The following is a 26,181-nucleotide window of genomic DNA, read 5'->3' as shown; positions in this document are numbered from 1 at the left end:
AACAGGGCCGAGCTGGTCGCGGCCGGCCCTCACAGGAGCTAACCATGAACTTCGTCGCTTTTGAGCGCGCCAAGCAAGGTACGGGTGCGAGCCGCCGTCTGCGCAACACGGGCAAGACGCCCGGCATCGTCTACGGCGGTGCCGCCGAGCCCCAACTGATCGAGATCGACCACAACGCGCTGTGGCACGCCCTCAAGAAGGAAGCCTTCCACTCCAGCGTGCTGGACATGGAAGTGGCCGGCACCACCTCCAAGGTGCTGCTGCGTGACGTGCAATACCACCCCTACAAGCAACTCGTGCTGCACATCGACTTCCAGCGCGTGGATGCCAAGACCAAGCTGCACATGAAGGTGCCACTGCACTACAGCGGCGCTGAAGAATCCGATGCCGTGAAGGTGGACAAGTGCCTGGTCAACCCCGTCGTGAACGAACTCGACGTATCGTGCATGCCTTCGGACCTGCCCGAATTCATCGCCGTGGACCTGACCAAGCTGAAGAAGGGTGCATCGCTGCACCTGAAGGACATCAAGCTGCCCCGCGGCGTGAGCGCCGTAATCCGTGGCGGCCAGAACAACCCCGTTCTGGTGTCCGTGACCAACCCCGTGGTCGAAGTGGAAGCACCTGCTGCCGACGCAGCACCTGCCGCCGACGCCAAGGGCGGCAAGGGCAAGAAGAAGTAATCTTCTCCCCAACTGTCGCCGTCCCGGCGGCAGGCGGAGGGCAACCTCCTGGCGGGCCGCTCCGGCGGCACCGCTCCGAACGGCCCACCTGCGTGGGCCGTTTTTCTTGGGCACACACGGATAATCGCGGACACCATGATCAAACTGTTTGTGGGCCTGGGCAACCCAGGGCCCGACTACGACGCCACCCGCCACAACGCCGGATTCTGGTGGATCGATGCACTGGCCCGCGAACTGAAAACCACGCTGGTGCCGGACCGCAACTACCACGGCCTTGTCGCCCGCACGAACGTGCACGGGCAGAGCGTCTGGCTGCTGGAGCCCCAGACCTTCATGAATCTCTCGGGCAAATCGGTGGCGGCGCTGGCGCGGTTCTTCAAGATCCAACCCGACGAAATCCTGGTGGCGCACGATGAACTCGACATCGCCCCGGGCCATGTGAAGCTCAAGCGCGGCGGCAGCCATGCCGGCCACAACGGACTGCGCGACATCCATGCGCAATTGGGATCGGCGGATTACTGGCGCCTGCGCATCGGGATCGGGCACCCGGGCATCAAGGCGGAAGTGGCGAACTGGGTGCTCAAGAAGCCGTCGCCCGACCAGCGCACGCTGATCGAAGACAGCATCGCCCATTCGTTGAAGGCACACCCGGCGATGCTGGCGGGCGACATGGAAAAGGCCACGCTGCTGGTGCACACGACCAAGCCCCCGCGCCCCAAGCCGCCACGGCCCGACGGCATTTAGCTATTATTTTGAGAGCTGCCCGCGCAATACTCTCCTGCGCGGGAGGCCGAAACGCCTGGATCAGGACGCAGCGCCCTGGGCCGCTGCGGCTTGCAGGCGCTCGTACTTCTGGAACAGGGTTTCGCGGCTTTCCACGTGCTGCGGGCTGACCGGAATGCAGGCCACGGGGCAGATCTGCACGCACTGCGGCTCATCGAAATGGCCCACGCACTCGGTGCACTTGGCGGGGTCGATTTCATAGATGGCCTCGCCCAGGTAAATGGCCTGATTGGGGCACTCGGGCTCGCACACGTCGCAGTTGATGCACTCGTCGGTGATCATCAAAGCCATGGCGATCTCCTGGCACAGGCCTGGGGCGCGCGAAAGGCCGCAAGGGCACGGAGGGCGGACGTCATGCCGGGATTATCCCCGCACCGGCAAGTCCCTGGCACAGGCGGGGCGGTCTGCCCCCCCTATGCCCCATCCCCACGCGCCCCTGCGCCGGCCCATCCGCACGCGTGCCGCAGCGGGCACCAGTGCACCGCACACGCCCCGCCTCCGACCGCCGCGCGGTGTTTGCCGCTATGCTGCACCCACACCGCCCTGCCCCTTTCGGCAGCCCGGACGCCTGGCGGCGCCCTTCCGATCCATCCCATGGGACCCTTCCTCCTCAAACGGTTGCTCACGCTCATCGCCACGCTGGCCGGGGCGTCGGTGGTCGTGTTCGTGGTGCTGGAGATCCTGCCCGGCAATGCGGCGCAGATGCTGATGGGGCCGGATGCCTCGCCCGAGGCCGTGGCCGCCCTGGCGACGAAGCTGGGGCTGGACCAGCCCGCGCTGCAGCGCTACGGCCACTGGGTGGGCGGGCTGCTCACGGGCCAGCTGGGCGACAGCTACGCCTACGGCACTCCGGTGCGGGACCTGGTGCTGGAGCGGCTGGCGCTCACCGTGCCGCTGGCGCTGATGGCCATGGCGATCACCACCGTGCTGGCGCTGCTGGCGGGCGTGTACGCGGCATCGCGCCACAACCGCTGGGGCGACGTGGGCGTGATGGGGCTGGCGCAGATCGGCATCGCCATTCCGAATTTCTGGTTCGCCATCCTGCTGATCCTGCTGTTCTCGGTGAAGCTGCAGTGGTTCTCGGCGGGCGGCTTTCCGGGCTGGACCGAGGACAGCGGCGGTAGCCCGCTTGAGGCGCTGAAGGCACTGCTGCTGCCGGCGATCTCGCTGGCCGTGGTGCAGGCGGCGATCCTGGCGCGCATCACCCGCTCGGCAGTGCTGGAGGTGCTGCGCGAGGACTTCGTGCGCACGGCCCGTGCCAAGGGCCTGTCGCGCCGCGCGGCGCTCTGGGGCCACGTGCTGCGCAACGCGATGATTCCCGTGGTGACGGTGATGGGCCTGCAGTTCGCCAACCTGCTGGCCGGCACCATCGTGGTGGAGAACGTGTTCTACCTGCCGGGCCTGGGGCGGCTGATCTTCCAGTCGATCGCCAACCGCGACCTGATCGTGGTGCGCAACTGCGTGATGCTGCTGGCGGCCATGGTGATCGTGGTGAACTTCGTGGTGGACCTTCTCTATGCCGCCATCGACCCGCGCGTGAAAGCGAGCGACCTGTGATGCCCCCGTCCCCCGCCACGCCCTCCCAGCCCGTCCCGGCAGCGGGGGCCGCGCCGTCCGGCCTGCGCCGCGCGCTGCGCCACCGCAGCTTCGCCATCGGCGCGGTGCTGTCGCTGCTGCTGGTGCTGGCGGCGCTGGTGTCCTTCGTGTGGACGCCCGGCTCGCCCTACGACATGGACATGGAGGCCAAGCTGCTGCCCCCCTCGGCCGCGCACTGGCTGGGCACCGATGCGTTCGGGCGCGACGTGGCCTCGCTGCTGCTGGTGGGCGCGCGCAATTCCATCCTGGTGGGGGTGATCGCGGTGGGCATCGGCCTGTCCATCGGCACGGCGCTCGGGCTGCTGGCGGCGGCGCGGCGCGGCTGGGTGGAAGAACTCATCATGCGGATGGCGGACTTCACCTTCGCGTTCCCGGCGATTCTCTCGGCCATCATGCTCACCGCCGTGTTCGGGGCGGGCGTGGTCAATTCGATCATCGCCATCGGCATCTTCAACATCCCCACCTTCGCCCGGGTCACGCGCGCCTCCGCCAATGCCGTGTGGTCGCGCGAATTCATCCTGGCGGCGCGCGCCTGCGGCAAGGGCCCGTGGCGCATCACGCGGGAGCACGTGCTGCCCAACATCGCGGCGGCGCTGATCGTGCAGGCCACGATCCAGTTCGCGCTGGCCATCCTGGCGGAGGCCGCGCTGTCGTACCTGGGCCTGGGCACGCAGCCGCCGCAGCCGTCCTGGGGCCGCATGCTGAGCGAGGCGCAGACGCTGATGTTCCAGGCGCCGCTGCTGGCCGTGTGGCCCGGCGTGGCGATCGCGCTGGCGGTGCTGGGGCTGAACCTGCTGGGCGATGGCCTGCGCGACCTGCTCGACCCGCGCCTGTCGCGCCAGCGCTGACGCCATGGCCCCCCACGCCCCGCCCGCCATGCCCTTGCTCGAAGTCTCCGACCTGCACGTGCGGCTGCACACGCACCGCGGCCCGGCCGATGCCGTGCGGGGCGTGGGCTTCACGCTCGAACGTGGCGAAACACTGGGCCTGATCGGCGAGTCGGGCTGCGGCAAGTCGCTCACCGCCATGGCGCTGATGGGCCTGCTGCCGGACCGCGCCACCACGCGCGGCAGCATCCGCTTCGACGGCACCGAGCTGCTGGGCCAGGACGAGGCGGCGCTGTGCCGCATCCGCGGGCGCCGCATCGGCATGGTCTTCCAGGAGCCCATGACGGCGCTCAACCCGGTGCACACCATCGGCCGGCAGGTGGCCGAGCCGCTGCGGCGGCACCTGGGCCTGCCGGCCGCCGCCGCGCGTGCGCAGGCCGTGGCGCTGCTGGACCGCGTGGGCATTGCCCGCGCGGCGCAGCGCTTCGATGCGTTCCCGCACCAGTTCTCGGGCGGGCAGCGCCAGCGCATCACCATCGCGATGGCACTGGCCTGCGGACCGGACCTGCTGATCGCCGACGAACCCACCACTGCGCTGGACGTGACGGTGCAGCAGCAGATCCTGGGGCTGATCGGCGAACTGGTGGCCGAGCGCGGCATGGCGCTGATCCTGATCTCGCACGACCTGGGCGTGATCGCGCAGAACGTGGACCGCATGCTGGTGATGTACGGCGGCACGGTGGTCGAGCGCGGCCCCACGGCGGCAGTGTTCTCAGCCATGGCCCACCCTTACACGCGGGGGCTGTTCGCGGCCCGCCCGCGGCTCGACGCGGCTGCGTCGGGAAGGGGCGCCCACGGTGCGCGCGTGCGCCTGCCCACCATCGCCGGCACGGTGCCGGAACTGGTGGACCTGCCGCCCGGCTGCCCGTTCGCGGGCCGCTGCGGCTTCACGGTGCCCGCGTGCTACCCGGCCCTGCCGGCGGCCGTGCCGCTGGGCGACGGCCATTCGGCCCGCTGCATTCGCCTGGACGCGGTGGCGGCAGCGGCGGCGCAGGAGGGCCGGGCATGACCTTGGATTCCACTATCAAAAACATAGCAACCACGGCAATCAGTACTAGGGCACAGGACCGATTCGACCCCAAAGAGCCCCCGCTGCTGCAGGCCACCGGCCTGGTGCGCGAATACGCCCTGCCGCGCGAGCGCCTGTGGTCGCCGCCGCCCACGGTGCGGGCGCTGGACGGGGTGAGCCTGTCCATCGCGCCCGGCCGCAGCCTCGGCGTGGTGGGCGAATCCGGCTCGGGCAAATCGACGCTGGCGCGGCTGGTGATGGCGCTCGATGCGCCCACCGCCGGCAGCGTGCACCTGCTGGGCCGCGACCTGCACGCGCTGCCGGCGGCCGAACTGCGGGCCGCTCGGCGCGACTTCCAGATGGTGTTCCAGGACCCCTACGGCTCGCTCGATCCGCGCCAGACGGTGGCGCGCATCGTGGCCGAGCCGCTGCAGGCACTGCCCGCCACGCCGGGCACGGCGAAGGTGTCGCGCGCCGAGCAGCGCGAGCGGGCGGGCGAGGCGCTCGCCCAGGTGGGCCTGCGCACGAGCGACCTGGACAAGTACCCGCACGAGTTCTCGGGCGGGCAGCGCCAGCGCATCGCCATCGCGCGCGCGATCGTCACGCGGCCGCGGCTGGTGGTGGCCGACGAGCCGGTGAGCGCGCTCGACGTCTCGGTGCAGGCCCAGGTGCTGAACCTGCTGCAGGACCTGCAGGAGCGCTTCGGCATCACCTACCTGCTCATCAGCCACGACCTGGCCGTGGTCCACCACCTGTGCGACGAGGTGGTGGTGCTCTACCAGGGCCGCATCGTGGAGCGCGGCACGCCCCAGGCGCTGTTCACCCAGGCCGAGCACCCCTACACCCGCGCGCTGGTGGCCGCCGTGCCATCCATCGAACCCGGGCGGGCGCGTGCGCCTGCGGCGCGGCGCCCCCCGGCCGGGCCCGGGGTGTAGTAAAAAGCCTGTTGGCCGCCGAGGGCGCGTGCCGCCGGCCGATCCACCCCGCCGATCCGATGCCGCCGCCCGCCCCCTCGCCTTCCGTCCCGCCCCTGGTCTGTTCCTATCCGGAGAATCCGCCCATGCTGAACCGTCGCACCGTCCTCGCCACCGGCGCCCTGGCCACCGTGCCGCTCGCCGCGCCCCTGCAGGCGCTGGCCCAGGGCAAGAAGGACGCCGTCACCCTCGCCATGACGCTGGAGCCCCCGGGGCTGGACCCGACGGCCGGTGCGGCCTCGTCCATCGGCGAGATCACGCTGTACAACGTGTTCGAGCCGCTCACCAAGATCAACGCGGACGGCAGCGTCTCGCCGCTGCTGGCCGAAAGCTGGGAGGTCTCGCCCGACCTCAAGACCTACACCTTCAAGCTGCGCGGGAACGTCAAGTTCCACAACGGCGCGCCGTTCAACGCGGCAGCCGTCAAGTTCTCGTTCGAGCGCGCGGCGGGCGACAAGAGCACCAACAAGGACAAGCGCACCTTCGCCAACCTCACCACGCAGGTGGTGGACGACCTCACGGTGGTGGTGATCAACAAGGACATCGACCCCGACCTGCTCTTCCTGCTGGGGCAGGCCACCGCCGTCATCGTGGAGCCGGGCAGCGCCGACACCAACGCGACCAAGCCCGTCGGCACCGGGCCGTACCGGCTGGAATCGTGGAGCAAGGGCGCCTCGGTCACGCTGGCGCGCTGGGACGGCTACCGCACGGCGAACGCGGTGCACATCCGGCGCGCGACCTTCCGCTTCATCTCGGACCCGGCCGCGCAGGTGGCGGCCCTGATGGCGGGCGACGTGGACGCGTTCCCGCGCGTCACGCCGCGCAGCGTGGCGCAGTTCAAGGCCAACCCGCGTTTTCAGGTGATCGTGAGCGGCTCGCGCGCCAAGACCATCCTGGCCATCAACCAGCAGAAGAAGCCGCTGGACGACGTGCGGGTGCGCCGCGCCATCGCGGCCGCCATCGACCGCAAGGCCGTGATCCAGGGCGCCGGGGACGGCCTGGGCGTGCCGATCGGCAGCCACTACGTGCCGGGCGCCTTCGGCTACCTGGACACCACGGGCATCAACCCCTTCGACCCCGAAAAGGCAAAGAAGCTGCTGGCCGAGGCCGGCGTGAAGACGCCGCTGGAGCTGACCATGACACTGCCGCCCACACCCTACGCGCGCCAGGGCGGCGAGGTCATCGCGGCGCAGTTGGCCAAGGTGGGCATCGTGGCCAAGCTGCAGAACGTGGAGTGGGCGCAGTGGCTGAGCGGCACCTACGGCAACAAGAACTACGACCTCACCCTCATCTCGCACGTGGAGCCGTTCGACCTGGGCAACTTCGCCAAGCCCGACTACTACTGGGGCTACAACTCGCCCAAATTCAACGCGCTGTACGAGCAGATCAAGAACGCCGCCCGCCCCGCCGACCGGGCGCGCCTGCTGGGCGATGCGCAGCGCCTGCTGGCCGAGGATGCCGTGCATGCCTTCCTGTACCAGCCGCAATGGGTCACGGTGGCCAACAAGAACCTGCGCGGGCTGTGGAAGGACATGCCGATCTTCGTGAACGACCTGTCGGCCCTGTCTTGGGCCTGAGCGTGAACGAGCCCGCCATGCCCCAGGCCGCCTCCACAACGCCCGCATCGTCCGCCCCATCCGCACTGCACGACCTGCCCGCCCACGCCCTGCTCGACGCCTACCGCAGCCGCCACCTGTCCCCGGTGGAGGTCACGCAGTCGGTGCTGGACCACATCGCCCGGTGGGAGCCCCACCTGTGCGCCACCTACCTGCTGCGCCCCGAAGCGGCCCTGGAGCAGGCCCGCGCAAGCGAGGCGCGCTGGCTGCGCGGCGCCCCGCAGGGCCTGCTGGACGGCGTGCCCGCCACCATCAAGGAAAACATCGCCACCGCGGGCGACCCCACACCGCTGGGCACGGCCGCCACGGTGCTGGTGCCGGCCCCGGCCGATGCCCCGCCGGCCGCGCGGATGCGCGAGGCCGGCGCGGTGATCGTGGCCAAGACCACCATGCCCGACTACGGCATGCTGTCGTCGGGCCTGTCGAGCTTCCATGCGCTGGCGCGCAACCCCTGGGATGTGTCCAAGGGCCCGGGGGGCTCCAGCGCCGGCGGGGGCGCGGCCGCGGCGGCGGGCTACGGGCCGCTGCACATCGGCACCGACATCGGCGGCTCGCTGCGCCTGCCAGCCAGTTGGTGCGGCATCTTCAGTTTGAAGCCCAGCCTGGGCCGCATTCCCATCGACCCGCCCTACACCGGCCGCGCCGCCGGCCCGATGACGCGCACCGTGGCCGACGCCGCGCTGATGATGCAGGTGCTGAGCCAGCCGGATGGGCGCGACAGCATGGGACTGCCGTTCCAGCCCATCGCCTGGGGCGATGCCGCGCGCGGGCCCGAACGGCTGCGCGGGCTGCGCCTGGGGCTGCTGCTGGATGCCGGCTGCGGCCTGCCGGTGGACCCCGAGGTGCGCGCCGCCGTCGAGCAGGCCGCGCGCTGGTTCGAGGCGGCCGGTGCCCGGGTGGAGCCCATGGCGCCCTTCATGACGCCGGGCATGCTCGATGGCATGGACCATTTCTGGCGCATGCGCTCCTACACCGACCTGCAGACCCTGCCCGAGGAGCGGCGCGCCCGCGTGCTGCCCTACATCCGTGCCTGGGCCGACAGCGCCGCGGGCCTGTCGGGCACCGAAGTGTTCCACGCCAGCCAGCAGTTCCACGCGACGCGCGTGGCCACGGTGCAGGCCTGCAGCGCGTTCGACTACGTGCTCTCGCCCGTCGCACCCCTGCCCGCCTTCGCGGCCGAGCTGCCCTCGCCCACCGACGACCCGCTGCGCCCGCTGGAGCACATCGGCTTCACCGTGCCGTTCAACATGTCCGAGCAGCCCGCCGCCTCGGTGAACTGCGGGTACACGGCGGCGGGCCTGCCGATCGGGCTGCAGATCGCCGGGCCGCGCTTCGACGACCTGGGCGTGCTGCAGGTCGCCCATGCCTTCGAGCAGATCCGCGGGCCGCAACGCCCCTGGCCCCAGCCCCCCGGGACCTGACGGGTGCGCCCGCGAGCGCGCCTTTCAGGCCCATGTTCCTTTCAACGCCTGCCCTGCTTTCCTTCACCCCCGTTTTCCCGACACCACGGCCCGACCCCGCACATGGACACCTTTCTTCTGGCGATCCTGATCGCCACCGGCACCTACGCCCTCAACGCCCGCCAGCAGCGCCGGCGCATCGCGCTGCTGGCGCGCCACCTGGCCAACTACCAGATCGAGAAGCTGATGGAGAACCTCACCGAGGGCTACCTGCGCGCCCTGGGCGAGAGCGAGCCACAGCGGCGCGACCAGATCTGGAGCCTGCTGACCACCACCGAATCGCAGCTGACCGACCAGTTCAACCGCTTCACGGCCGAGTTCTCGCGCCTGGACCCGTCGCTGACCCGTGTGAGCCGCATCGCGGTCGGCCTGCCGTTCGCCCACCAGCTGTTTCCATCGGCCGCGTTCGACATGCGCAAGGCCCTGCTGGTGCACGCCCAGGGCATCGACCGCGCGGTGCGCAACGAAGCCGGCCGCGATGCGCGCGACAAGGCCTTCACCCTGTCGGCCGAGCTGTTCCTGATGCAGCACACCTGCCACTGGTTCTGCAAATCGAAGACCGTCGCCTCGGCCCGCATGATGGCGCGGCACCAGACGCCTTACGACCAGCTCGTGGCCTCGGTATCGCCGGAGACGCGCAAGGCCTATCTGGCGCTGGTCAACGGCTGACCGCCCTCATCGTCCCCACCCCACCCCGCCATCGCCCATGCCGACCGCGCCCGCCGCACCGCCCCCTGCAGCTCTGGCGCCGCGCGCGGCCTGGGGCATGCTGCTGGCGCTGGTGTCGGGCTTTGCGCTGAGCCAGGCGTTTCGCACCATCACCGCAATCATCGCCACGGGCCTGCGGGCGGAGTTCGGGCTGTCGGCCGCGGCGCTGGGTGCCTTCGCCGGGGCCTTCGCATTCGCCTTCGGCACCATGCAGCTGTTCATGGGCATCGGGATCGACCTGTACGGCGTGCGGCGCACGCTGCTGGCGGCGTTTCCACTGGCCATCGCGGGCGCGCTGCTCTCGGCGCTGGCGCCGGGCTACGGACTGGTGCTGCTCGGGCAGGCGCTGATCGGCGTGGGCTGCGCCCCGGCCTTTTTGGTGTGCACCGTGTTCATCGCGCGGCATTTTCCGGCCCAGCGGTTCGCGGTGGTGTCGGGCGTGTCCATGGGCGTCGGCGGCCTGGGCATGCTGTTCACGGGCACGCCGCTGGCCTGGCTGGTGCAGCACGCGTCGTGGCGCTGGGGGTTCGGCGTGCTGGCGGGCCTGGCCGCGCTGGCGTGGCTGCTGATCTTCTGGAAGGTGCACGAGCCCGCGCGGCCGCACGCTGACGGCGCCCCGCGCGAATCGGTGGGCGCCGCCGTGCGCGGCTTCGCGGCGCTGTTCCTGCTGCCGCACACGGCAGGCATCGTGCTGCTGGCGCTCAACACCTATGCATCGTTCCTCGCACTGCGCGGGCTGTGGCTGGGGCCGCTGCTGATCGAGCGGCACGGCTTCTCGCTGGTGCAAAGCGGCAACGTGGCCGTGGTGGTGTCGCTCGTGTCGCTCTTCAGCCCCGCGCTGTTCGGGCGGCTGGACCCGGGCCCCGCGCGGCGCCGGCGCTGGATCGCCGGGTTCACCGGCGTGCTGGCCCTGGTGTTCCTCGCCATCGGCCTCGTGCAACAGGCTTGGCTGGACGTGGGCGGCGCCATCGGCGTGGGGCTGCTGTCGGGCTACATGGTGCTGCAGTACGCCGACGTGCGCTCGGCCTACCCCGCCGCGATGACGGGCCGAGCCATGGCCGTGTTCACCATGGCGATGTTCCTCGGCGTGGCGCTGATGCAGTGGCTGACCGGCGTGGCTGCGGCCATGGCAGCGGCGCACGGCGTGGAGCCATACACGGCCGTGATGCTGACGATCGCGGCGCTGCTGGCCGCCGGCGTGCTGGCCTTCCTGCGGCTGCCCGCGCCAGCGCATGCCTGAGCGGGAGGGCGCGGCCGGCCACTGCGCCCCAGGCCGCAACCGGGCTTCAAGCCCAATCGGCCTCCAGCGCAATCGACACTAGGGCATATCGCTATAAATTCAATAGCAAACTACAAGGAGCTGGCGCTGGAGCCATCGCCCCGGTAAAGCCAGGGCACGTCCAGCAGGCGCTCGCCCAGCAGCCGCAGCGAGGCATCGCGCGCCCAGCGCACCGGGCCGGTGGCGTGGAAGATCCGCCCGTTGCGCGTGGAGCGCGCCTGCACCCGGGCGTTGCGCTGCCAGCGGTTGAGGGCGTAGCGGCGCAGGCGCAGGGGCACGTCGAGGTCGTGCATGGACAGGGCGCGCTGCAGTTCGGCGGCGTCCTCGATGGCCATGCCGGCGCCTTGTGCGAGGTAGGGCCGCATGGGGTGCGCGGCATCGCCCAGCAGGGCGACCCGACCGCGCGCCATGCCGTCGGCGCCCCGCACGGGCGGGCGATCGCACAGCGGCCACAGGCGCCAGCCGCCGCCGGCGTCGGCCACGCCGCTCACCGCCTGCTGCAGCGCGGGGCAGGCACCGCGCAGCGCCGACGCCAGTCCGGCGGCGTTGGCGGCGTGGTCCCAGCCCTCCAGGTCGTGCGGCGCCGGCCCTTGCACGATCACCACCAGGTTCTGCAGCTCGCCCCGGCGCACCGGGTACTGCACGGCATGCAGGCGCGGCCCCAGCCACGCGGTGACCTGGCGGGTGCGCAGCACGTCGGGCAGGGCGTGCTGCGGCACCAGCGCGCGGTAGGCCAGGTGCCCCGTCACACGCGGGCGCGCGTCCCCCAGCAGCGCGGCGCGTGTGCGGCTCCACAGGCCATCGGCGCCCACCAGCGCATCGCCCTCCACCTCCTTGCCGCGGCTGGTGCGCACGGTGACGACGCCCTCGGCATCGGAGAAATGGTCGATGGCGTGGGCCAGCGAGATCTGCGTGTCGGTGTACTTGGTGACGGCGGCGAGCAGCAGCCCGTGCAGGTCGGCGCGGTGGATGGTGGCGTAGGCCGCGCCGTAGCGCGCCACGGCCGTGGGCCCGAGGGGCAAAACGGCCAGTTCGGCACCGCTCAGCGCGCTGCGCACCTGCAGACGCTCCGGGAACGCGGCCACCGACTGCAGCCGGTGCTGCAGGCCCCAGGCCTGCAGCCGGCGCACGACGTTGGGGCCGAGCTGCACGCCCGCGCCCACTTCGCTGAAGGCCTCGGCGCGCTCGTACAGGCGCACGTCCCATCCCGCCCGGGAGGCGCCCAGCGCCGCCGCGAGCCCGCCGATGCCACCGCCGGCGACCAACACCTGTTGTTTCTGCATGCGGGCGATTGTGCCCGCGGCAGGGCTGGCACCCGCAGGGGGCAGATCAAGGAAGAAGCGATCCCGCCCTTCGCAAGGGCCGGGTGCCGGCCCCGCAGGGGCTCAGAGCGCGGGCCGCACCGCCCGCTCCAGCACCGTGGCCGGCGCCGGGCGCCCGAACAGGTAGCCCTGGAACGCATGGCAGCCGTGGCGCTGCAGGAACTGCAGCTGGCCCGTGGTTTCGACGCCCTCGGCCACCACGTCCAGGTCCAGGCTGTGCGCCAGGGCGAGGATGGTGCGCACGATGGCGGCGTCGTTGGGATCGGTGAGCACGTCGCGCACGAAGCCCTGGTCGATCTTGAGCTGGTCAATCGGCAGGCGCTTCAAGTAGCTGAGCGACGAGTAGCCGGTGCCGAAGTCGTCCAGCGAAAAGCCCACGCCGTGCGAGCGCAGCTTTTCCATGCGGGCGATCACGTCCTCCACGTCGGTGAGCAGCAGGCTTTCCGTCAGTTCGATCTTGAACAGCCGCGGCTGCGCCCCGCTCTCGCGCAGCGCCTGCAGCACCTGATCGACGAAGTCGGGCTGGCGGAACTGGCGCACGCTCACGTTCACCGACAGCACCAGGTGCGCCGTGGCCGCGCTGCGGGACCAGGCCACGAGCTGCCGGCAGCCGTGCTCCAGCACCCACTGCCCCAGCGGCACGATGAGTCCGCTCTGCTCGGCCACAGGGATGAACTCGCCCGGCGACACCATGCCGCGCTGCGGATGCTGCCAGCGCACCAGCGCCTCGGCACCGAGCATCTGGCCGCGCCGGTCCACGATGGGCTGGTAGTGCAGCATCAGCTCGCCCACCTGCAGCGCGCGGCGCAGCTCGGCTTCCAGCGCAGCCCGCGCGCTGACGGCGGCCTGCATGCCGGGGTCGAAGAAGCGCACGGCGTTGCGGCCGGCCGCCTTGGCCTGGTACATGGCCATGTCGGCGTGCTTGAGCAGGTCGTCCACGCTGCCGGCGGATTCGCCGAAGAGCGTGAGCCCGATGCTCGGCGTGCTGTGGTGGCTGATGCCGTCCAGCAGGTACGGCAAGCTCAGGGCGTTGCCGATCTTGCGCGCCAGCAGCGAGGCATCGGCGCTGGCGGCCCAGGCCTCGGCGGGCAGCCCCTCGGCCAGCACCACGAACTCGTCGCCGCCGAACCGGGCCACGGTGTCGCTCTGGCGCACGCAGCCTTGCAGGCGCTGGGCGACCTGCACCAGCAGGCGGTCGCCCATGTCGTGGCCGAGCGTGTCGTTCAGGTCCTTGAAGTTGTCCAGGTCGATGAACAGCAGCACGCCGTGCCGCCCCGTGCGGCCGACGGACAGCGTGGCGCGGTAGAGCCGGTCGATCAGCAGCCGCCGGTTGGGCAGGCCGGTGAGCACGTCGAAGAACGCCAGCCGCTCGATCTCGGCCTCGACCTGCTTGCGGTCGGTGATGCTGCGGCCGACGCCCCGGTAGCCCTGGAACGCACCGGCCTCGTCGAACACGGGCACGCCGCTGATCGACACCCAGTAGGCCGTGCCGTCCGATGCCAGCCGCTGCAGTTCGAGCTCCCGGAACGGCTCGCGCGCATCGAGCAGCCGGCGGTGGGCCGCCCAGTCCTCCTCGGTCATGTTGAGGGCGCCCAGCTCCCAGCGGGTGCGTCCCACGACTTCGCCGGGCTCCATGCCCACCGGGTTGCGCCCACCCACGAAGTGGATGAACCGGAAGGATGCGTCCTGCTCCCAGTACCAGTCGGAGGAAAGGTCGCTCAGGCTGCGAAAGCGCGCCTCGCTCACCCGCAGTTCGGCCTGGGTGCGCACGTGGTCGGTCACATCGGTGAAGGTGCGCACCATGCCGCCATCGGGCAGCTGCGTGGTGTGCACCTCCAGCGTGCGCCCGTGGCGCGTGCGGCGCCAGTACACCGCGGGCGACGGAATGCCGCCAGCGCTTTGCACATAGGCCCGCGCCTGCGCATCGACCAGTTCGGCGCTTTCGCCGAAATCGCCGCGCGCTTGCTGCAGCTGCTTGAGCTCCATCAGCGTGGGCCGGGCATCGAGCAATGCGCGCGGCAGCTCCAGCAACTCCAGCACCCGGTCGTTGTAGACGGTGATGCGGCCGTCAGGCCCCACGGTGTACAGGCCTTGGCTCATGCTGGCCAGCGTGGTCTGCAGCAGCGCGCGCTGCGAAGGGGGTTCGTCCGGCCACGGCAGCGCGGGCGCGGCGGCGGGCACCGGACCGTGTGGCGCATGCGCCTGCAGCAGCGCCGCCAGCCGCTGGGCCAGTTGCGGCAGGTGCGCGCCGCCTTCGGCGCGCAGCACGTAATCCCCGGGGCCCAGGCGCAGGGCACGCGCGGCGAGTGCCTCCTGCGCCGGGTCCAGGCAGAGCACCAGCGGCTGGATGCGCCCCTGCGCCGCCCAGTCCGGCAAGGCGGTGGCACCGCGTTCCAGGTCCAGCACCAGCGCCTGGCAGGCCGCCGGCACGGCGAACGCGGGAGACCGCGCCACGCCATCGCGGCCGGCCGCGAAATCCGCGGGGGACACCTCCCAGTCGGGGCGGTGGCTGGACAGCCATCGCATCGCCGCGCGGGCCGGTGCCGCACCGGTGCCCACCCAGCCGATGCGCGGCCGCGCGGCCATGGCGGTGGATACCGGCGCGCCGCCCGTTCCCAGAGGGCACGGGGCGGCAGCGGCAGGGGAAACGGTGGGCAGCGCGCTCATGCCATGCCAGCTTCTGCGGCCGTGGGCAGGGCGCCCGGCAATTGCTGGTCGCGTTCGAACTGGGCCACCGGGCTCGGCCGGCCGAACAGGTAGCCCTGGAAGCCTTCGCAGCCGTGCAGCTTGAGAAACGCCAGCTGCCCGGTGGTTTCCACCCCTTCGGCGACCACCTGCAGGTCCAGGCTCTTGGCCAGGGCGAGGATGGTGCGCACGATGGCGGCGTCGTTGGGATCGGTGAGCACGTCGCGCACGAAGCCCTGGTCGATCTTGACCTGGTCCAGCGGCAGGCGCTTCAGGTAGCTGAGCGACGAATAGCCCGTGCCGAAGTCGTCGAGCGAGAAGCCCACGCCCTGCTTCTTGAGCTGGGCCATGCGCTGGATCGCATCCTCGATGTCGCCCAGCAGCAGGCTCTCGGTGAGCTCCAGCTTGAGCCGCTGGGGATTGGCGCCCGTGCGCTGCAGGGTCTCCAGCACCTCGGCCGCGAAGGCCGGCTGCCGGAACTGCCGGGCACTCACGTTGACGGCGATGGTCAGCCGCGCGGTGTCGGGGTGCTCGGCCCAGCGCACCAGTTGCTCGCACGCCGATTCGAGCACGAAGCGCCCCAGCGGCAGGATGAGCCCGGTCTGCTCGGCCAGCGGGATGAAGTCGCCGGGGCTGATCATGCCGCGCCCGGGGTGGTGCCAGCGCACCAGGGCTTCGGCGCCGCACAGCTGCGCGCGGTGGTCCACGATGGGCTGGTAGTGCACCGCGAGTTCCTGGCGGGCCAACCCCTGGCGCAGGTCGGCTTCCAGGTGCGAACGGGCGTGCACCTGGGCCTGCATCTCCGGGTCGAAAAAGCGCTGCGTGTTGCGGCCTTCGGCTTTGGCCTGGTACATGGCCAGGTCGGCGCGCTTGAGCAGCTCGTCCACACTGCGCGGCTGGTCGCCGAACAGCGTGATGCCGATGCTCGGCGTGCTGTAGTGCTGCTGCGTGCCCAGCATGAAGGGCTGGTTGAGCTGCAGCAAGAGCTTGTCGGCCACGTGCTCGGCCTGCGTGGCCGCCTCGGTCAGGCCGGCGTCGAGGTTTTCCAGCATCACCACGAACTCGTCGCCGCCGAAGCGCGCCACCGTGTCGGTGGCCCGCACGCACGACACCAGGCGCGTGGCGACCTGCGCCAGCAGCTGGTCGCCCATGTCGTGGCCGAGCGTGTCGTTCAGGTCCTTGAAGTTGTCCAGGTCGATGAACAGCAACGCGCCCAGTTGGCCGTTGCGCTGGCAGACGGCGCTGGCGCGCTGCAGGCGGTCCAGCAGAAGGCGGCGGTTGGGCAGGCCGGTGAGCGCATCGAAGAAGGCCAGCAGTTCGATCTGCTGCTCGGCCTTCTTGCGGTCGGTGATGTCGCGGCACACGCCCAGCAGCCCGGTGACGTGGCCGTGCAGGTCGCGGATGGGGGTCTTGATGGTTTCGAAGTAGCCCTCGTAGCCGTCTTCCTGGAACGTGAGGGTCTCCTCGTACACCAGTGGCTGCCAGGCAGCCATGGCGCGCTGGTCGAGCTGGCGCACCCGCTGGGCCTCGACGGCGGGTAGGAGATCGTCGTCCGACAGGCCGATGATGTCGCGCTCGCGCCGCCCGATGAAACGCTCGAAAACGGGGTTGCACGACAGGTAGCAGCCGTTCGCATCCTTGAGGAACACCACGTCGGGGATCGCGCTCACCAGGCTGGCCAGGCGGGTGCGCTGCTGCGTGAGTTCCAGCGCCATGCGCTTTTGCTCGGTCAGGTCGAACGCGAACACCACCACGGCCACCGTGCGGCCATCAGCGGCGACTTCCGGCACCAGCGTGGTGTGCCAGAACTGGGCGCCATGGGTTTTGGGAATGCGGTGCTCGAACACCACTGTCTCGCCCTCCAGCGCCCGGTCGAAATGCGGCTGGATCGGGGCCATCAGGTCGGCGGGCAGCACGTCCACGAGGAACTGACCTTCGAGCTCATCGACCGGTCGGCGCAGCCAGTGCGCCTGCGAAGGGTTCACGTACACGATGCGCAGATCGCGGTCCAGCCGCGAGACACCGCCCGGCAGGTGGCTGAGCAGGCTCGCCAGTTGCACCTCGTGCGCGCGGCTCAGGTCCTGGGCCTCCCGCTGCTCGGTGACGTCGGTCAGCACGCCGTCCCAGATCACGCGGCCCTTGTCCAGCGGCCGGGGGGTGGAGCTCATCCGCATCCAGCGCAACTGGCCGTTGGCCACGCGCATGCGCACCACCGAGTCGCCGACGCCCATGGTGCGGTAGGACGCCTCGTCCGACGCCGCGCAGGCCAGGCGGTCCTGCGGCTCCATCTGCTCGAAGAACAGGGTGGCATCGTTCACCACCGCCTGGGCCGAAATGCCGTTCAAGCGCTCGATCGCATCGCCCATGTGCACGAAATGCCAGCGGCCGTCCGCCTCGCGCACGCGCTGGTACAGCACGCTGTCGGGCAGGTTGCGGCCCAGCAGCTGCAGGCGGCGTTCGCTTTCCAGCAGCCGGGCCTCCGCCTCGCGCGCCCGGGCGAACGGCATGCGGATGCCGGCGATGAACACCGCCTGGAACATCAGCGCATACCCCAGCACGCGCAAGGCGTGTGCGAACGTGTCGACGAAAACCGGATGCAGCGGGTACAGCAGCATGGCGAATTCCGCCAGCGCCAGGGCGGCGGCCGCACAGGCCATGATGCGCCGGCGCCCCCGGCCGCGCTCCCTGCGGGCGGTGTCGTGCACCCGGTACATCATCCAGGCGGCCACGGCCATGGTGCCGCCGAGCAACCCGTCCGCCCCCATGGCGAAGCGCTCGCCGTGCGCCAGCCCGAACTGCTCGGGCAATCCGCTGGAGGCGGACCACACGAGCACCAGCGACACACCGGCCGAGGCCACGGCCCAGGCCCGACCGGGCCCGTGGAACGACACCCGCAAGGCGAACAGCAGCAGGGTCAGAGCCTCGAACCCATGGGCCAGCAATCCGAAGTAGGAAGAGACATTCGCCCGCGTGACGGACGCCATGCTTTCCATCTGGTGCAGCAGGACGGCGTGAAGGAAATTACAGACCGCAGCGGTCGCCAGCCCGGCCACGAGCACGTTGGCGCGGCCTTGCTGCGTATCGTCGAGCATGTGCAGGGACACCGCCACGGCCAGCAGGCCGATGAGCACCACCACCATGTCGAGGAAAGGCTCGAGGCCGTGCAGCCCCTGCAGGCCCGAACCCAGCAGTTGCACCACCGGCACCAGCAGCAGCGCCAGCACTGCCACCACCAGCATCAGCGTGACCGCGGGCGCCTCCGACAGAAGCGTCCGCGCGATGGCTGCAGTGACCGGACGGTGGGGAGGGGGGGTCATGGCGGCGGCGGGTTACCTGAACATATCGTCACAAGTGTATCGGGCCGCTCGCCCCCTGGGCGGATGTCCCCCAATCAAGCGGTCAACAACTGCCGGAGCACATAGGGCAGGATGCCGCCGGCGCGGTAGTAGTCCACCTCGATCGGCGTGTCGATGCGCAGCGTGACCGTGACCTCCTGGCGCGACCCGTCGGCCCGGCGAATCGTCAGCAGCGCGTCGCTTTGCGGGGTGAGTTCCGAATCGGGAGCCACGTCGATCGTCTCGTTGCCGGTCAGGCCCAGCGACTCCCAGGAATCGCCCGCCTTGAACTGCAGGGGCAGCACGCCCATGCCCACGAGATTGGAACGGTGGATGCGCTCGAAGCTCTTGGCCACCACCGCCTTGATGCCCAACAGCTGCGTGCCCTTGGCCGCCCAATCGCGGCTGGAGCCGGTGCCGTACTCCTCGCCCGCGAAGATCACGGTGGGGGTGTCTTGGGCGATGTACTTCATGGCCGCATCGAAGATGAACATCTTCGTGCCCTGTAGTTCCCCCTCGTTCTGGAACAGCGTGACGCCGCCCTCCTCGCGCGAGCCGTCGGCGGTGGGCGGAATCATCAGGTTCTTGATGCGCACGTTGGCGAAGGTGCCGCGCATCATCACATCGTGGTTGCCGCGGCGAGCGCCGTAGCTGTTGAAGTCCTGCTTCATCACGCCGTTGTGCAGCAGCCACTGCCCAGCGGGCGAGGTCTCCTTGATGGAGCCCGCCGGCGAGATGTGGTCGGTGGTGATCGAGTCGCCGAACAGCGCCATGATGCGTGCACCCACGACCGACTCCGATGCCTTGGAGCCGTCCGCGCCCACCGCCCGCTCCTTGGCATCCAGCGTGAACCGCGCGAAGAAGGGCGGCTCCGCGATGTAGGTGCTGGCGGGCCAGTCGTAGGTGTCGCCCTTCACGCCCTTGATGTTGTTCCAGAGCGCGCCCGGATCGGTCTTGACCTTGCCGTAGTTGTCGCGGAAGGCCTTGCCGTTCATGGCGAAGCGCATCAACGCGTGGATTTCATCGCTGGTGGGCCAGATGTCGCCCAGGTACACGTCGCGCCCGCCCTTGCCCTTGCCCACCGGCTCCGTCATGAGGTCGCGCAGCACCGTGCCGGCGATCGCGTACGCCACCACCAGCGGCGGGCTGGCCAGGAAGTTGGCCTTGATGTTGGGGTGGATGCGGGCCTCGAAATTGCGGTTGCCCGACAGCACCGCCGCGCAGACCAGATCGTTGCCGGTGATGGCCTCGTTCAGCTCGGGCGCGAGGTCGCCGGCGTTGCCGATGCAGGTCGTGCAGCCATAGCCCGCCAGCGCGAACCCGAGCTTTTCCAGGTAGGGCATCAGACCGGTTTCGGTGAGGTACTCCGTGACGATGCGGGAGCCGGGCGCGAGCGAGGTCTTGATGTGCGGCCGCACTTTCAGGCCGGCCTCCACGGCCTTCTTGGCCAGCAGGCCGGCGGCCAGCAGCACGCTCGGATTGGAGGTGTTGGTGCAGCTCGTGATGGCGGCGATCAGCACGTCGCCGTTGCCGATGGTGGGGTCCACCCCCTTGGTCGGCAGGCGCACGGCGGCATCGGCATGCGTGACCGCCAGCGGCGGCTTGTTGTGCTCCATCTCGACCAGGAAACGCGGGCCACCCGCAGGGGCCGGCTTCTCGGCGGGAACCGCCTCGCTCACGCCCTCGTCGCCCCGGTGGATGTGGTGCCGCGTGTGCAGCAGTTCGGCCGGGCGGTTGAAGCCGTTTTCCGCCGCGGGCTTGCTGAACAGCGACACGAAGTCGCTGCTCACGTTGCCCAGCTCGATACGGTCCTGGGGCCGCTTCGGTCCTGCGAGGCTGGGGGTCACATCGCCCAGGTGCAGGCGCACGATCTTGGAATAGTCGATTTCGCCGGCGAGCGGCACGCCGAACAGGCCCTGGGCGCGGAAATACGCCTCGAACGCTTCGATCTCGCTGTCGGTGCGGCCGGTGCCCTTGAAGTAATCGATGGTCTTTTCGTCCACCGGGAAAAACCCCATCGTCGCGCCGTACTCGGGTGCCATGTTGCCGATGGTGGCCCGGTCGGGCAGCGACAGCGTGCGCGTGCCCTCGCCGAAGAATTCCACGAACTTGCCCACCACCTTGTGCTGGCGCAGGATCTCGGTCACCGTCAGCACCAGATCGGTGGCGGTCACGCCTTCGCGCAACTGGCCGGTCAGCTCGAAGCCCACCACGTCCGGGGTCAGGAAATACACCGGCTGGCCCAGCATCGCCGCCTCGGCCTCGATGCCGCCCACGCCCCAGCCCACCACGCCGATGCCGTTGATCATGGTCGTGTGGCTGTCCGTTCCCACCAGCGTGTCGGGGTAGTACACGCCATCGGCCCTCTTGTGCACCCCTCGCGCCAGGTATTCCAGATTGACCTGGTGGACGATGCCGAACCCGGGCGGCACCACGCCGAAGGTATCGAATGCCTGCATACCCCACTTCATGAATTCGTAGCGCTCGCGGTTGCGCTGGAATTCCAGCTTCATGTTCAGGTCCAGCGCCTTTTTCGTTCCGTAGTGGTCCACCATGATGGAGTGGTCCACCACCAGATCCACGGGCACCAGCGGCTCGATCTTCTTGGGCTTCTTGCCCAGGCGCTGGGCCACGCTGCGCATGGCGGCCAGATCGGCCAGCAAGGGCACGCCGGTGAAATCCTGCAGCACCACGCGCGACACGACGAAGGGAATCTCGTCTTTGCGGTCGGCCACTGCCTGCCAGCGCGACAACTGCTCCACATGTTCCGCCGTGACCTTGCGGCCATCGCAGTTGCGCAGCACCGATTCCAGAACGATCCGAATCGAAACCGGGAGCCGTTTGATCGACGGGTATTGCTTGGCCAGTGCCGGAAGCGAATAGAACTTGCCGCTTTTGCCGGACCCCGTCGTGAAATTCTTCAGGGTGGATGCGAACGCGTGGCGGGAAACCGGGGGTGACATCGAGGCCATGTAGTGCTACTCCTGTGGGGACGAGAGCACCTATTCTGGCAGTCCTACATATCGATGCAATCGTGGGGTAATCGCATGCAGGACATTTCAGAGAGTCCACCGCCAAACTCCAGAAGAAACGCCCGATCGCAAGGCCTGCCGTCCTACGCCATGGGAACAGCAGCGCGGGTAGATGCAGCGCCATATATCGCGTGCCATTCGATTAACAAAATACCGCCCTGCGGAATCTCCATTTTTATCCGATGACTTCTCTTGAAATTAATCGGCTGGGCAGCATTGCCGCTCAAGAAGGTTAAGCCAACTCCCAATGGCTGGGATTTGGAGGCAGAGCGCAGCGCCCGAAAGCGGCCAGTGCACCGATGAAAGGGAAGCCAGGAAAACCGCCTGGGCTGCCCATGCAGTCAAACCGAACGGCACGGTATTCGCAGCCATGAAAAAAGCCCGCCAAGGCGGGCTTTTTATTGCGTGGGTTGCTCTTGCCAATCCGCAGCGCGGGCAGTGCCTGCGCGCGATCTGGAATTCAAGGCTTGCACTCAAATGGCGAATTGCTCGCGGTCTTGGTTCTGGATCCACTTGGGCGCCTTGCCACGGCCCGTCCACGTCTGGCCCGTCGCGGGATCGCGGTATTTGGGAGCGACTTTGACGCCAGCGCTGGCACTGCGGGCACGGCCCGTGGGAAATACGTCCTGAGCGGTCAAACCATACTCCGCCACCAGATTGCGAACCTGATTGATGGCATCGGAAAGTTCGCGGCGACGTGCTTCGCCGATTTGCTGCTCAAGTTCTTCGCGCTGTTTCAGCAGGTCTTTGTAGCTAGTGCTCATGGTGATGTACGGAGATTAATAACGAAGGCCGCATTATAGGTATCTTTCAATATCGTGCAGAGAAAGCGGGCGCAATCCACCCTTTGAATAACCCGCTGATTTCTGGAATTTCGGGGAACTCTGCCAGCTCAGCCATATCGAAGCGCGCGCCCTGATTTGCCCCGGCCGGGGCATCGCGGCCTGGGCGATTACCTGGCACGGCTTCGTCCAGCCGCGACAATGCGGGTTTACCACCTTCGGAAACGCCATGGCGCTCTACTGCATCGGGGATATTCAAGGCTGCGACACGGCATTGCAGCGCCTGCTGGACCACATCGGGTTCTCTCCCAGCCGCGACACGGTTTATTTGCTGGGCGACCTGGTGAATCGGGGCCCTGATTCCGCTGCCGTGCTGCGCCGCTGCATGCATCAGGGCGACAGCCTGCGCAGCCTGCTGGGCAACCACGACCTGCATCTTCTGGCGGCCGCCCACGGGGCCCGCAAGCCTTCCCGCCGCGACACGCTGGACCAGGTGCTGCAGGCACCCGACCGCGAGGCCCTGCTGGACTGGCTGCGCCATCAGCCGCTGGCACGCCAGCATGTGCATGGTGGAGAGCCCCTGTTGATGGTCCACGCGGGCGTATTGCCCTCGTGGTCGGCCCAGGACGTGCTGGCGAATGCCGACGAGGTGCAAGCCGTGCTGCGCGGGGCCGACATGCCCGCATTCCTTCACGCCATGTACGGCAACACCCCCGACCGCTGGGACCCCACGCTGACCGGGACGGACCGCTTGCGCGTGATCGTCAACGCCCTCACCCGATTGCGCTTCTGCACACCTGAGGGCGCCATGGATTTCGAGAGCAGCGAGGGTGCCAGCGCTGCCCCAGCCGGCCTGGTGCCGTGGTTCGAAGCACCGGGCCGCAAAACGCAGGACAGGCTGGTGGCGTTCGGGCACTGGTCCACCCTGGGCTGGATGAACCGAGCCAACCTGCTGGCGCTGGACACCGGTTGCGTATGGGGCGGCTGCCTCAGCGCGGTCCGGTTCGGCCGAACGCTGGCAGACCGTGAGCACTGCCATGTCGATTGCGAGGAGGCGCAAAAGCCTGGGGCCTGAACACGAACGAGCCACCCGCCGTCCAACGGCGATAAGGACTCACCCAAGGCCTCAGCGAATCAGGCCCCGGCCGACGGATCGGACCGGGGGGCTCACTGCGAAGAGGTTTCGGTCTCGGGCTGCACGGCCTTGAACAGGGCCGCCACCTTGCGTTTGGGCTTGATGTTGGCCGAGATGCCGCTGCGCGCCGGCTGGGCCTTGGCCGCAGACTCCCAATGGGGCGCCGCCTCGGTGGCCGGTGCCTCGTAGGGCTTGTCAAAGAACGGATCGCGGGGTGCCGAAGGGGCGCGGTAGCTGCTGCGCGGCGCGCTGCCACGCGGGTCGTGCGCCTCGCCGCCCCGCTCACGCCGGCCACCTTCACGCTGGCCATCCTCGCGCCATGCGCGCTGGCCATCGTTGATGCGGCCGCGCGGGCGGTCTTCCTCGTACTCGAGGGCTTCGAGATCGATCTTCTTCTTGATGAGCTTTTCGATGTCCGCCACCAGGCGCGTGTCGCTGCTGGACACCAGCGTGACCGCTAGGCCCGAGGCGCCTGCACGGCCCGTGCGACCGATGCGGTGCACGTAATCCTCGGCATTGAACGGCACATCGAAGTTGAACACGGCCGGCACATCCTTGATGTCCAGTCCGCGTGCCGCCACGTCGGTGCACACCAGCAGATCCACTTCGCCCTGCTTGAAGGCATCGAGCGCCTTCAAGCGTTCGTCCTGGCTCTTGTCGCCGTGCAACGCCGCGGTCTTGAGGCCTTCGCGCTCCAGGCTCCGGGCCAGCCGGGCACAGCCGAGCTTGCTGTTCACGAAGATGAACGCCTGCTTCAGGCCCCGCGTCTTCAGCACTTGGTGGATGGCACGGCGCTTGTCGTCGTCGTTGGCGCTGTAGAAACGCTGCTCCACCGTGGAAGCCGTTTCGTTGGGGCGGGCCACTTCGATCGTGATCGGGTCTTGCAGGTAGCTGCCCGCCAGGCGCTTGATCTCGGGGGAGAACGTGGCGCTGAACAGCAGCGTGGTGCGCTGCTTGGGCAGGTACGAGAGGATGCGCTGCAGATCGGGCAGGAAGCCGATGTCCAGCATGCGGTCGGCTTCGTCGAGCACCACGTACTCGACCTGGTTCAGCACCGCATTCTTGGCTTCGATGTGGTCCAGCAGCCGACCGGGCGTGGCCACGAGCACTTCCACGCCTTTTTTCAGCTCCAGCGTCTGCGGCTTCATGTCCATGCCTCCGAACACCACGGTGCTGCGCAGCTTGGTGTACTTGGCGTACAGGGCGACCTGCTGGGCGACTTGGTCGGCCAGCTCCCGCGTCGGCAGCAGCACCAGGGCGCGCACCGGATGGCGGGCGGGGGAGGTAGAGCTGTTTTCGTGCTTGAGCAGGCGCTGCAGCAAGGGCAGCGAGAAGGCGGCCGTCTTGCCGGTGCCCGTCTGGGCCGCACCCATCACGTCCTTGCCAGTCAAGACGACCGGAATGGCCTGCTCCTGAATGGGCGTCATGGACTCGTAGCCCATTTCGGCCACGGCGCGTGCCAGCGGTTCAGCCAGCGATAAATTGGAGAAAGAACTTGTCATTTAGCCCGCTATTGTCGCACCAGGGGCTGAACGGGGTGTTTTTTCGGGTAGGCATTCGTGCGCCAAAGGCACGATGCTATTCAATTCATAGCACCATACGATGGCTGTAAAAGCGCAAACGCCACCCCAAGCATTGCAGGGTGAACGCTTCCACTGCGGCGTTCACACTACAGGCTGCGGGCCGAAAACGTGTCGCAAGCCTTCACGCTGCCGTTTTCCAGGCCGGCATGGAACCACCGCTGGCGCTGCGCACTGGTGCCGTGGGTGAAGCTGTCCGGCACGACGGCGCCGCCGCCCGCCCGCTGCAGAGCGTCGTCCCCGATCTTGGCCGCGGCGTTCATGGCCTCTTCTACGTCGCCCTGCTCCAGGATCTGGCGGGCATTCTGGGCATGGTGGGCCCAGACCCCGGCGAAGCAGTCGGCCTGCAGTTCCAGACGCACGGACAGCTGGTTGTACTGCACCTGGCTGACGCGGCCGCGCATCTGGTCCACTTTGGCGCTGATGCCCAGCAGGTTCTGGACGTGGTGGCCCACCTCGTGGGCGATCACGTAGGCCTGGGCGAAATCCCCAGGCGCGCCCAGCCGGTTCTTCAAGGTTTCATAGAAGCCCAGGTCGATGTACACCTTGCGGTCGCCGGGGCAGTAGAACGGGCCCATCGCTGCCTGGCCGGTGCCGCAGGCAGTGGGTGTGGAGCCACGGAACAGCACGAGCTTCGGGTCCTGATAGGCGTTGCCACCCTGGCGGAAGATGTCGGTCCACACGTCTTCGGTGTCGGCCAGCACGGTGGAGACGAATCGCGCCATCTTGTCGTCGGCCGGCGGGCGGTGTGCCGGCGCCTGCTGGACCTGGGCGGGAGCGCCTCCGCCGCCGCTCAGCAGTCCCAGAATGGTCAAGGGATTGATCCCAAAAATCCAGCCCCCCAGCAACGCCACCACGATGGTGCCGATGCCGATGCTGCGGCCGCCGAACACCGGCATGCCCCCACCGCCGCCGCCATCACGGCGGTCCTCGACGTTGTCCGATTCGCGGTTGCCTTCCCATTTCATACGGTTCTCCTGCTCGCACCTGCGGATGCGGTGCGCCGGATGTTACGCCCGCGCCGCACACCGGGCAGCGGTTCCCATGGGTCGATTCGCTTCCGCATCAAGGCTGCGGCTCGCTGAACGAGGGCGCGTCCACCGCTGCATAGGTGGCCGGTGAACTCTGCAGGCCCCGGGGGGCCCAGTGCGCCTGGCGCTCCGACGCCTGCTGCACCTGCCCCTGCACCACCCAGCCCAGCGCGACGAGTTGCGCCGCGATCACCACGCTGCCGATCACGATGGGCCAAGGGCGCAGCGTCGGGGCGGGGGACACGGGGGGATGAAAATCGTCGTGCATGGCGGTCTCTTGCGGATGG

21 protein-coding genes are annotated in these 26,181 nt (G+C 69.1%); 11 read left to right on the top strand and 10 right to left on the bottom strand.

The window, feature by feature from the left end:
- Window positions 1-44: 44 nt before the first annotated feature.
- Window positions 45-680: a 50S ribosomal protein L25/general stress protein Ctc gene (locus tag AVKW3434_RS08890; protein WP_272564888.1), complete on the top strand. Its 636-nt coding sequence runs from the start codon at window positions 45-47 to the stop codon at window positions 678-680.
- Window positions 681-815: 135 nt separating this feature from the next.
- Window positions 816-1,424 carry an aminoacyl-tRNA hydrolase gene (gene pth / locus AVKW3434_RS08885; protein WP_284405524.1) on the top strand — a complete coding sequence of 203 codons (609 nt, stop codon included), beginning with the start codon at window positions 816-818 and terminating at the stop codon, window positions 1,422-1,424.
- Between the two features lie 60 nt (window positions 1,425-1,484).
- Here the strand turns inward: pth and AVKW3434_RS08880 are convergent, their stop codons facing one another.
- A complete protein-coding gene (locus tag AVKW3434_RS08880; RefSeq protein WP_272564890.1) occupies window positions 1,485-1,754 on the bottom strand; it encodes a YfhL family 4Fe-4S dicluster ferredoxin in 270 nt (89 codons plus the stop codon).
- 303 nt (window positions 1,755-2,057) lie between these two features.
- Between AVKW3434_RS08880 and AVKW3434_RS08875 the strand changes: the two genes are divergently transcribed.
- The 8 genes from AVKW3434_RS08875 to AVKW3434_RS08840 all read left to right on the top strand — a co-directional run bounded on the left by AVKW3434_RS08875 (window position 2,058) and on the right by AVKW3434_RS08840 (window position 10,953).
- The gene (locus tag AVKW3434_RS08875) at window positions 2,058-3,020 is read left to right on the top strand and encodes an ABC transporter permease (RefSeq protein ID WP_284405523.1); all 963 of its coding nucleotides are present in this window, start codon (window positions 2,058-2,060) and stop codon (window positions 3,018-3,020) included.
- Window positions 3,020-3,907, top strand: coding sequence for an ABC transporter permease (locus AVKW3434_RS08870; RefSeq protein ID WP_284405522.1), 888 nt, complete (start codon window positions 3,020-3,022; stop codon window positions 3,905-3,907). Before AVKW3434_RS08875 ends, AVKW3434_RS08870 begins: the two co-directional genes overlap by 1 nt.
- 28 nt (window positions 3,908-3,935) lie before the next feature.
- Entirely contained in the window at window positions 3,936-4,955 is a 1,020-nt protein-coding gene (locus AVKW3434_RS08865; protein ID WP_284405555.1) for an ABC transporter ATP-binding protein, read from the top strand.
- Complete coding sequence (locus tag AVKW3434_RS08860; RefSeq protein WP_284405521.1) at window positions 4,952-5,890, top strand: ATP-binding cassette domain-containing protein; 939 nt, start codon at window positions 4,952-4,954, stop codon at window positions 5,888-5,890. Before AVKW3434_RS08865 ends, AVKW3434_RS08860 begins: the two co-directional genes overlap by 4 nt.
- Window positions 5,891-6,015: 125 nt before the next feature.
- Entirely contained in the window at window positions 6,016-7,506 is a 1,491-nt protein-coding gene (locus AVKW3434_RS08855; RefSeq protein ID WP_284402286.1) for an ABC transporter substrate-binding protein, read from the top strand.
- A 17-nt stretch (window positions 7,507-7,523) separates the two neighbouring features.
- Entirely contained in the window at window positions 7,524-8,966 is a 1,443-nt protein-coding gene (locus AVKW3434_RS08850; RefSeq protein WP_284405520.1) for an amidase, read from the top strand.
- Window positions 8,967-9,068: 102 nt separating this feature from the next.
- A complete protein-coding gene (locus AVKW3434_RS08845) occupies window positions 9,069-9,674 on the top strand; it encodes a hypothetical protein (RefSeq protein WP_284405519.1) in 606 nt (201 codons plus the stop codon).
- Between the two features lie 37 nt (window positions 9,675-9,711).
- Complete coding sequence (locus AVKW3434_RS08840) at window positions 9,712-10,953, top strand: MFS transporter (protein WP_284405518.1); 1,242 nt, start codon at window positions 9,712-9,714, stop codon at window positions 10,951-10,953.
- 110 nt (window positions 10,954-11,063) lie between these two features.
- Here the strand turns inward: AVKW3434_RS08840 and AVKW3434_RS08835 are convergent, their stop codons facing one another.
- The 6 genes from AVKW3434_RS08835 to AVKW3434_RS08810 form a co-directional block, all read right to left on the bottom strand.
- Window positions 11,064-12,275: an FAD-dependent monooxygenase gene (locus AVKW3434_RS08835; protein ID WP_284405517.1), complete on the bottom strand. Its 1,212-nt coding sequence runs from the start codon at window positions 12,273-12,275 to the stop codon at window positions 11,064-11,066.
- 102 nt (window positions 12,276-12,377) lie between these two features.
- On the bottom strand, window positions 12,378-14,900 hold the full coding sequence (locus AVKW3434_RS08830) for a putative bifunctional diguanylate cyclase/phosphodiesterase (RefSeq protein ID WP_502869045.1): 2,523 nt from the start codon (window positions 14,898-14,900) through the stop codon (window positions 12,378-12,380).
- A gap of 77 nt (window positions 14,901-14,977) precedes the next feature.
- Complete coding sequence (locus AVKW3434_RS08825; RefSeq protein WP_284405516.1) at window positions 14,978-18,316, bottom strand: EAL domain-containing protein; 3,339 nt, start codon at window positions 18,314-18,316, stop codon at window positions 14,978-14,980.
- 74 nt (window positions 18,317-18,390) lie between these two features.
- Window positions 18,391-21,306 carry an aconitate hydratase gene (locus AVKW3434_RS08820; RefSeq protein WP_284405515.1) on the bottom strand — a complete coding sequence of 972 codons (2,916 nt, stop codon included), beginning with the start codon at window positions 21,304-21,306 and terminating at the stop codon, window positions 18,391-18,393.
- Between the two features lie 533 nt (window positions 21,307-21,839).
- The gene (locus tag AVKW3434_RS08815) at window positions 21,840-22,130 is read right to left on the bottom strand and encodes an H-NS histone family protein (RefSeq protein ID WP_272548868.1); all 291 of its coding nucleotides are present in this window, start codon (window positions 22,128-22,130) and stop codon (window positions 21,840-21,842) included.
- Window positions 22,131-22,176: 46 nt separating this feature from the next.
- Window positions 22,177-22,407 (bottom strand): hypothetical protein, encoded by a 231-nt coding sequence (locus AVKW3434_RS08810; protein WP_284405514.1) that lies wholly within the window; start codon window positions 22,405-22,407, stop codon window positions 22,177-22,179.
- Between AVKW3434_RS08810 and AVKW3434_RS08805 the strand changes: the two genes are divergently transcribed.
- Complete coding sequence (locus tag AVKW3434_RS08805) at window positions 22,378-23,223, top strand: symmetrical bis(5'-nucleosyl)-tetraphosphatase (protein WP_284405513.1); 846 nt, start codon at window positions 22,378-22,380, stop codon at window positions 23,221-23,223. The genes AVKW3434_RS08810 and AVKW3434_RS08805 overlap by 30 nt on opposite strands.
- Window positions 23,224-23,315: 92 nt before the next feature.
- On the opposite strand, the gene AVKW3434_RS08800 is transcribed toward AVKW3434_RS08805, so the two are convergent.
- From AVKW3434_RS08800 to AVKW3434_RS08790, 3 genes are all read right to left on the bottom strand, one after another.
- Window positions 23,316-24,785: a DEAD/DEAH box helicase gene (locus AVKW3434_RS08800; RefSeq protein WP_272564908.1), complete on the bottom strand. Its 1,470-nt coding sequence runs from the start codon at window positions 24,783-24,785 to the stop codon at window positions 23,316-23,318.
- A 167-nt stretch (window positions 24,786-24,952) separates the two neighbouring features.
- Window positions 24,953-25,831, bottom strand: coding sequence for a KPN_02809 family neutral zinc metallopeptidase (gene ypfJ / locus AVKW3434_RS08795; protein WP_284402275.1), 879 nt, complete (start codon window positions 25,829-25,831; stop codon window positions 24,953-24,955).
- Window positions 25,832-25,928: 97 nt separating this feature from the next.
- A complete protein-coding gene (locus tag AVKW3434_RS08790) occupies window positions 25,929-26,162 on the bottom strand; it encodes a hypothetical protein (protein ID WP_284405512.1) in 234 nt (77 codons plus the stop codon).
- Between the last annotated feature and the right edge of the window lie 19 nt (window positions 26,163-26,181).

Origin of the sequence: Acidovorax sp. SUPP3434 (assembly GCF_030159015.1) — a bacterium.
Lineage (GTDB): Bacteria > Pseudomonadota > Gammaproteobacteria > Burkholderiales > Burkholderiaceae_C > Paracidovorax.
This window is presented reverse-complemented; position numbering and strand designations above follow the sequence as displayed.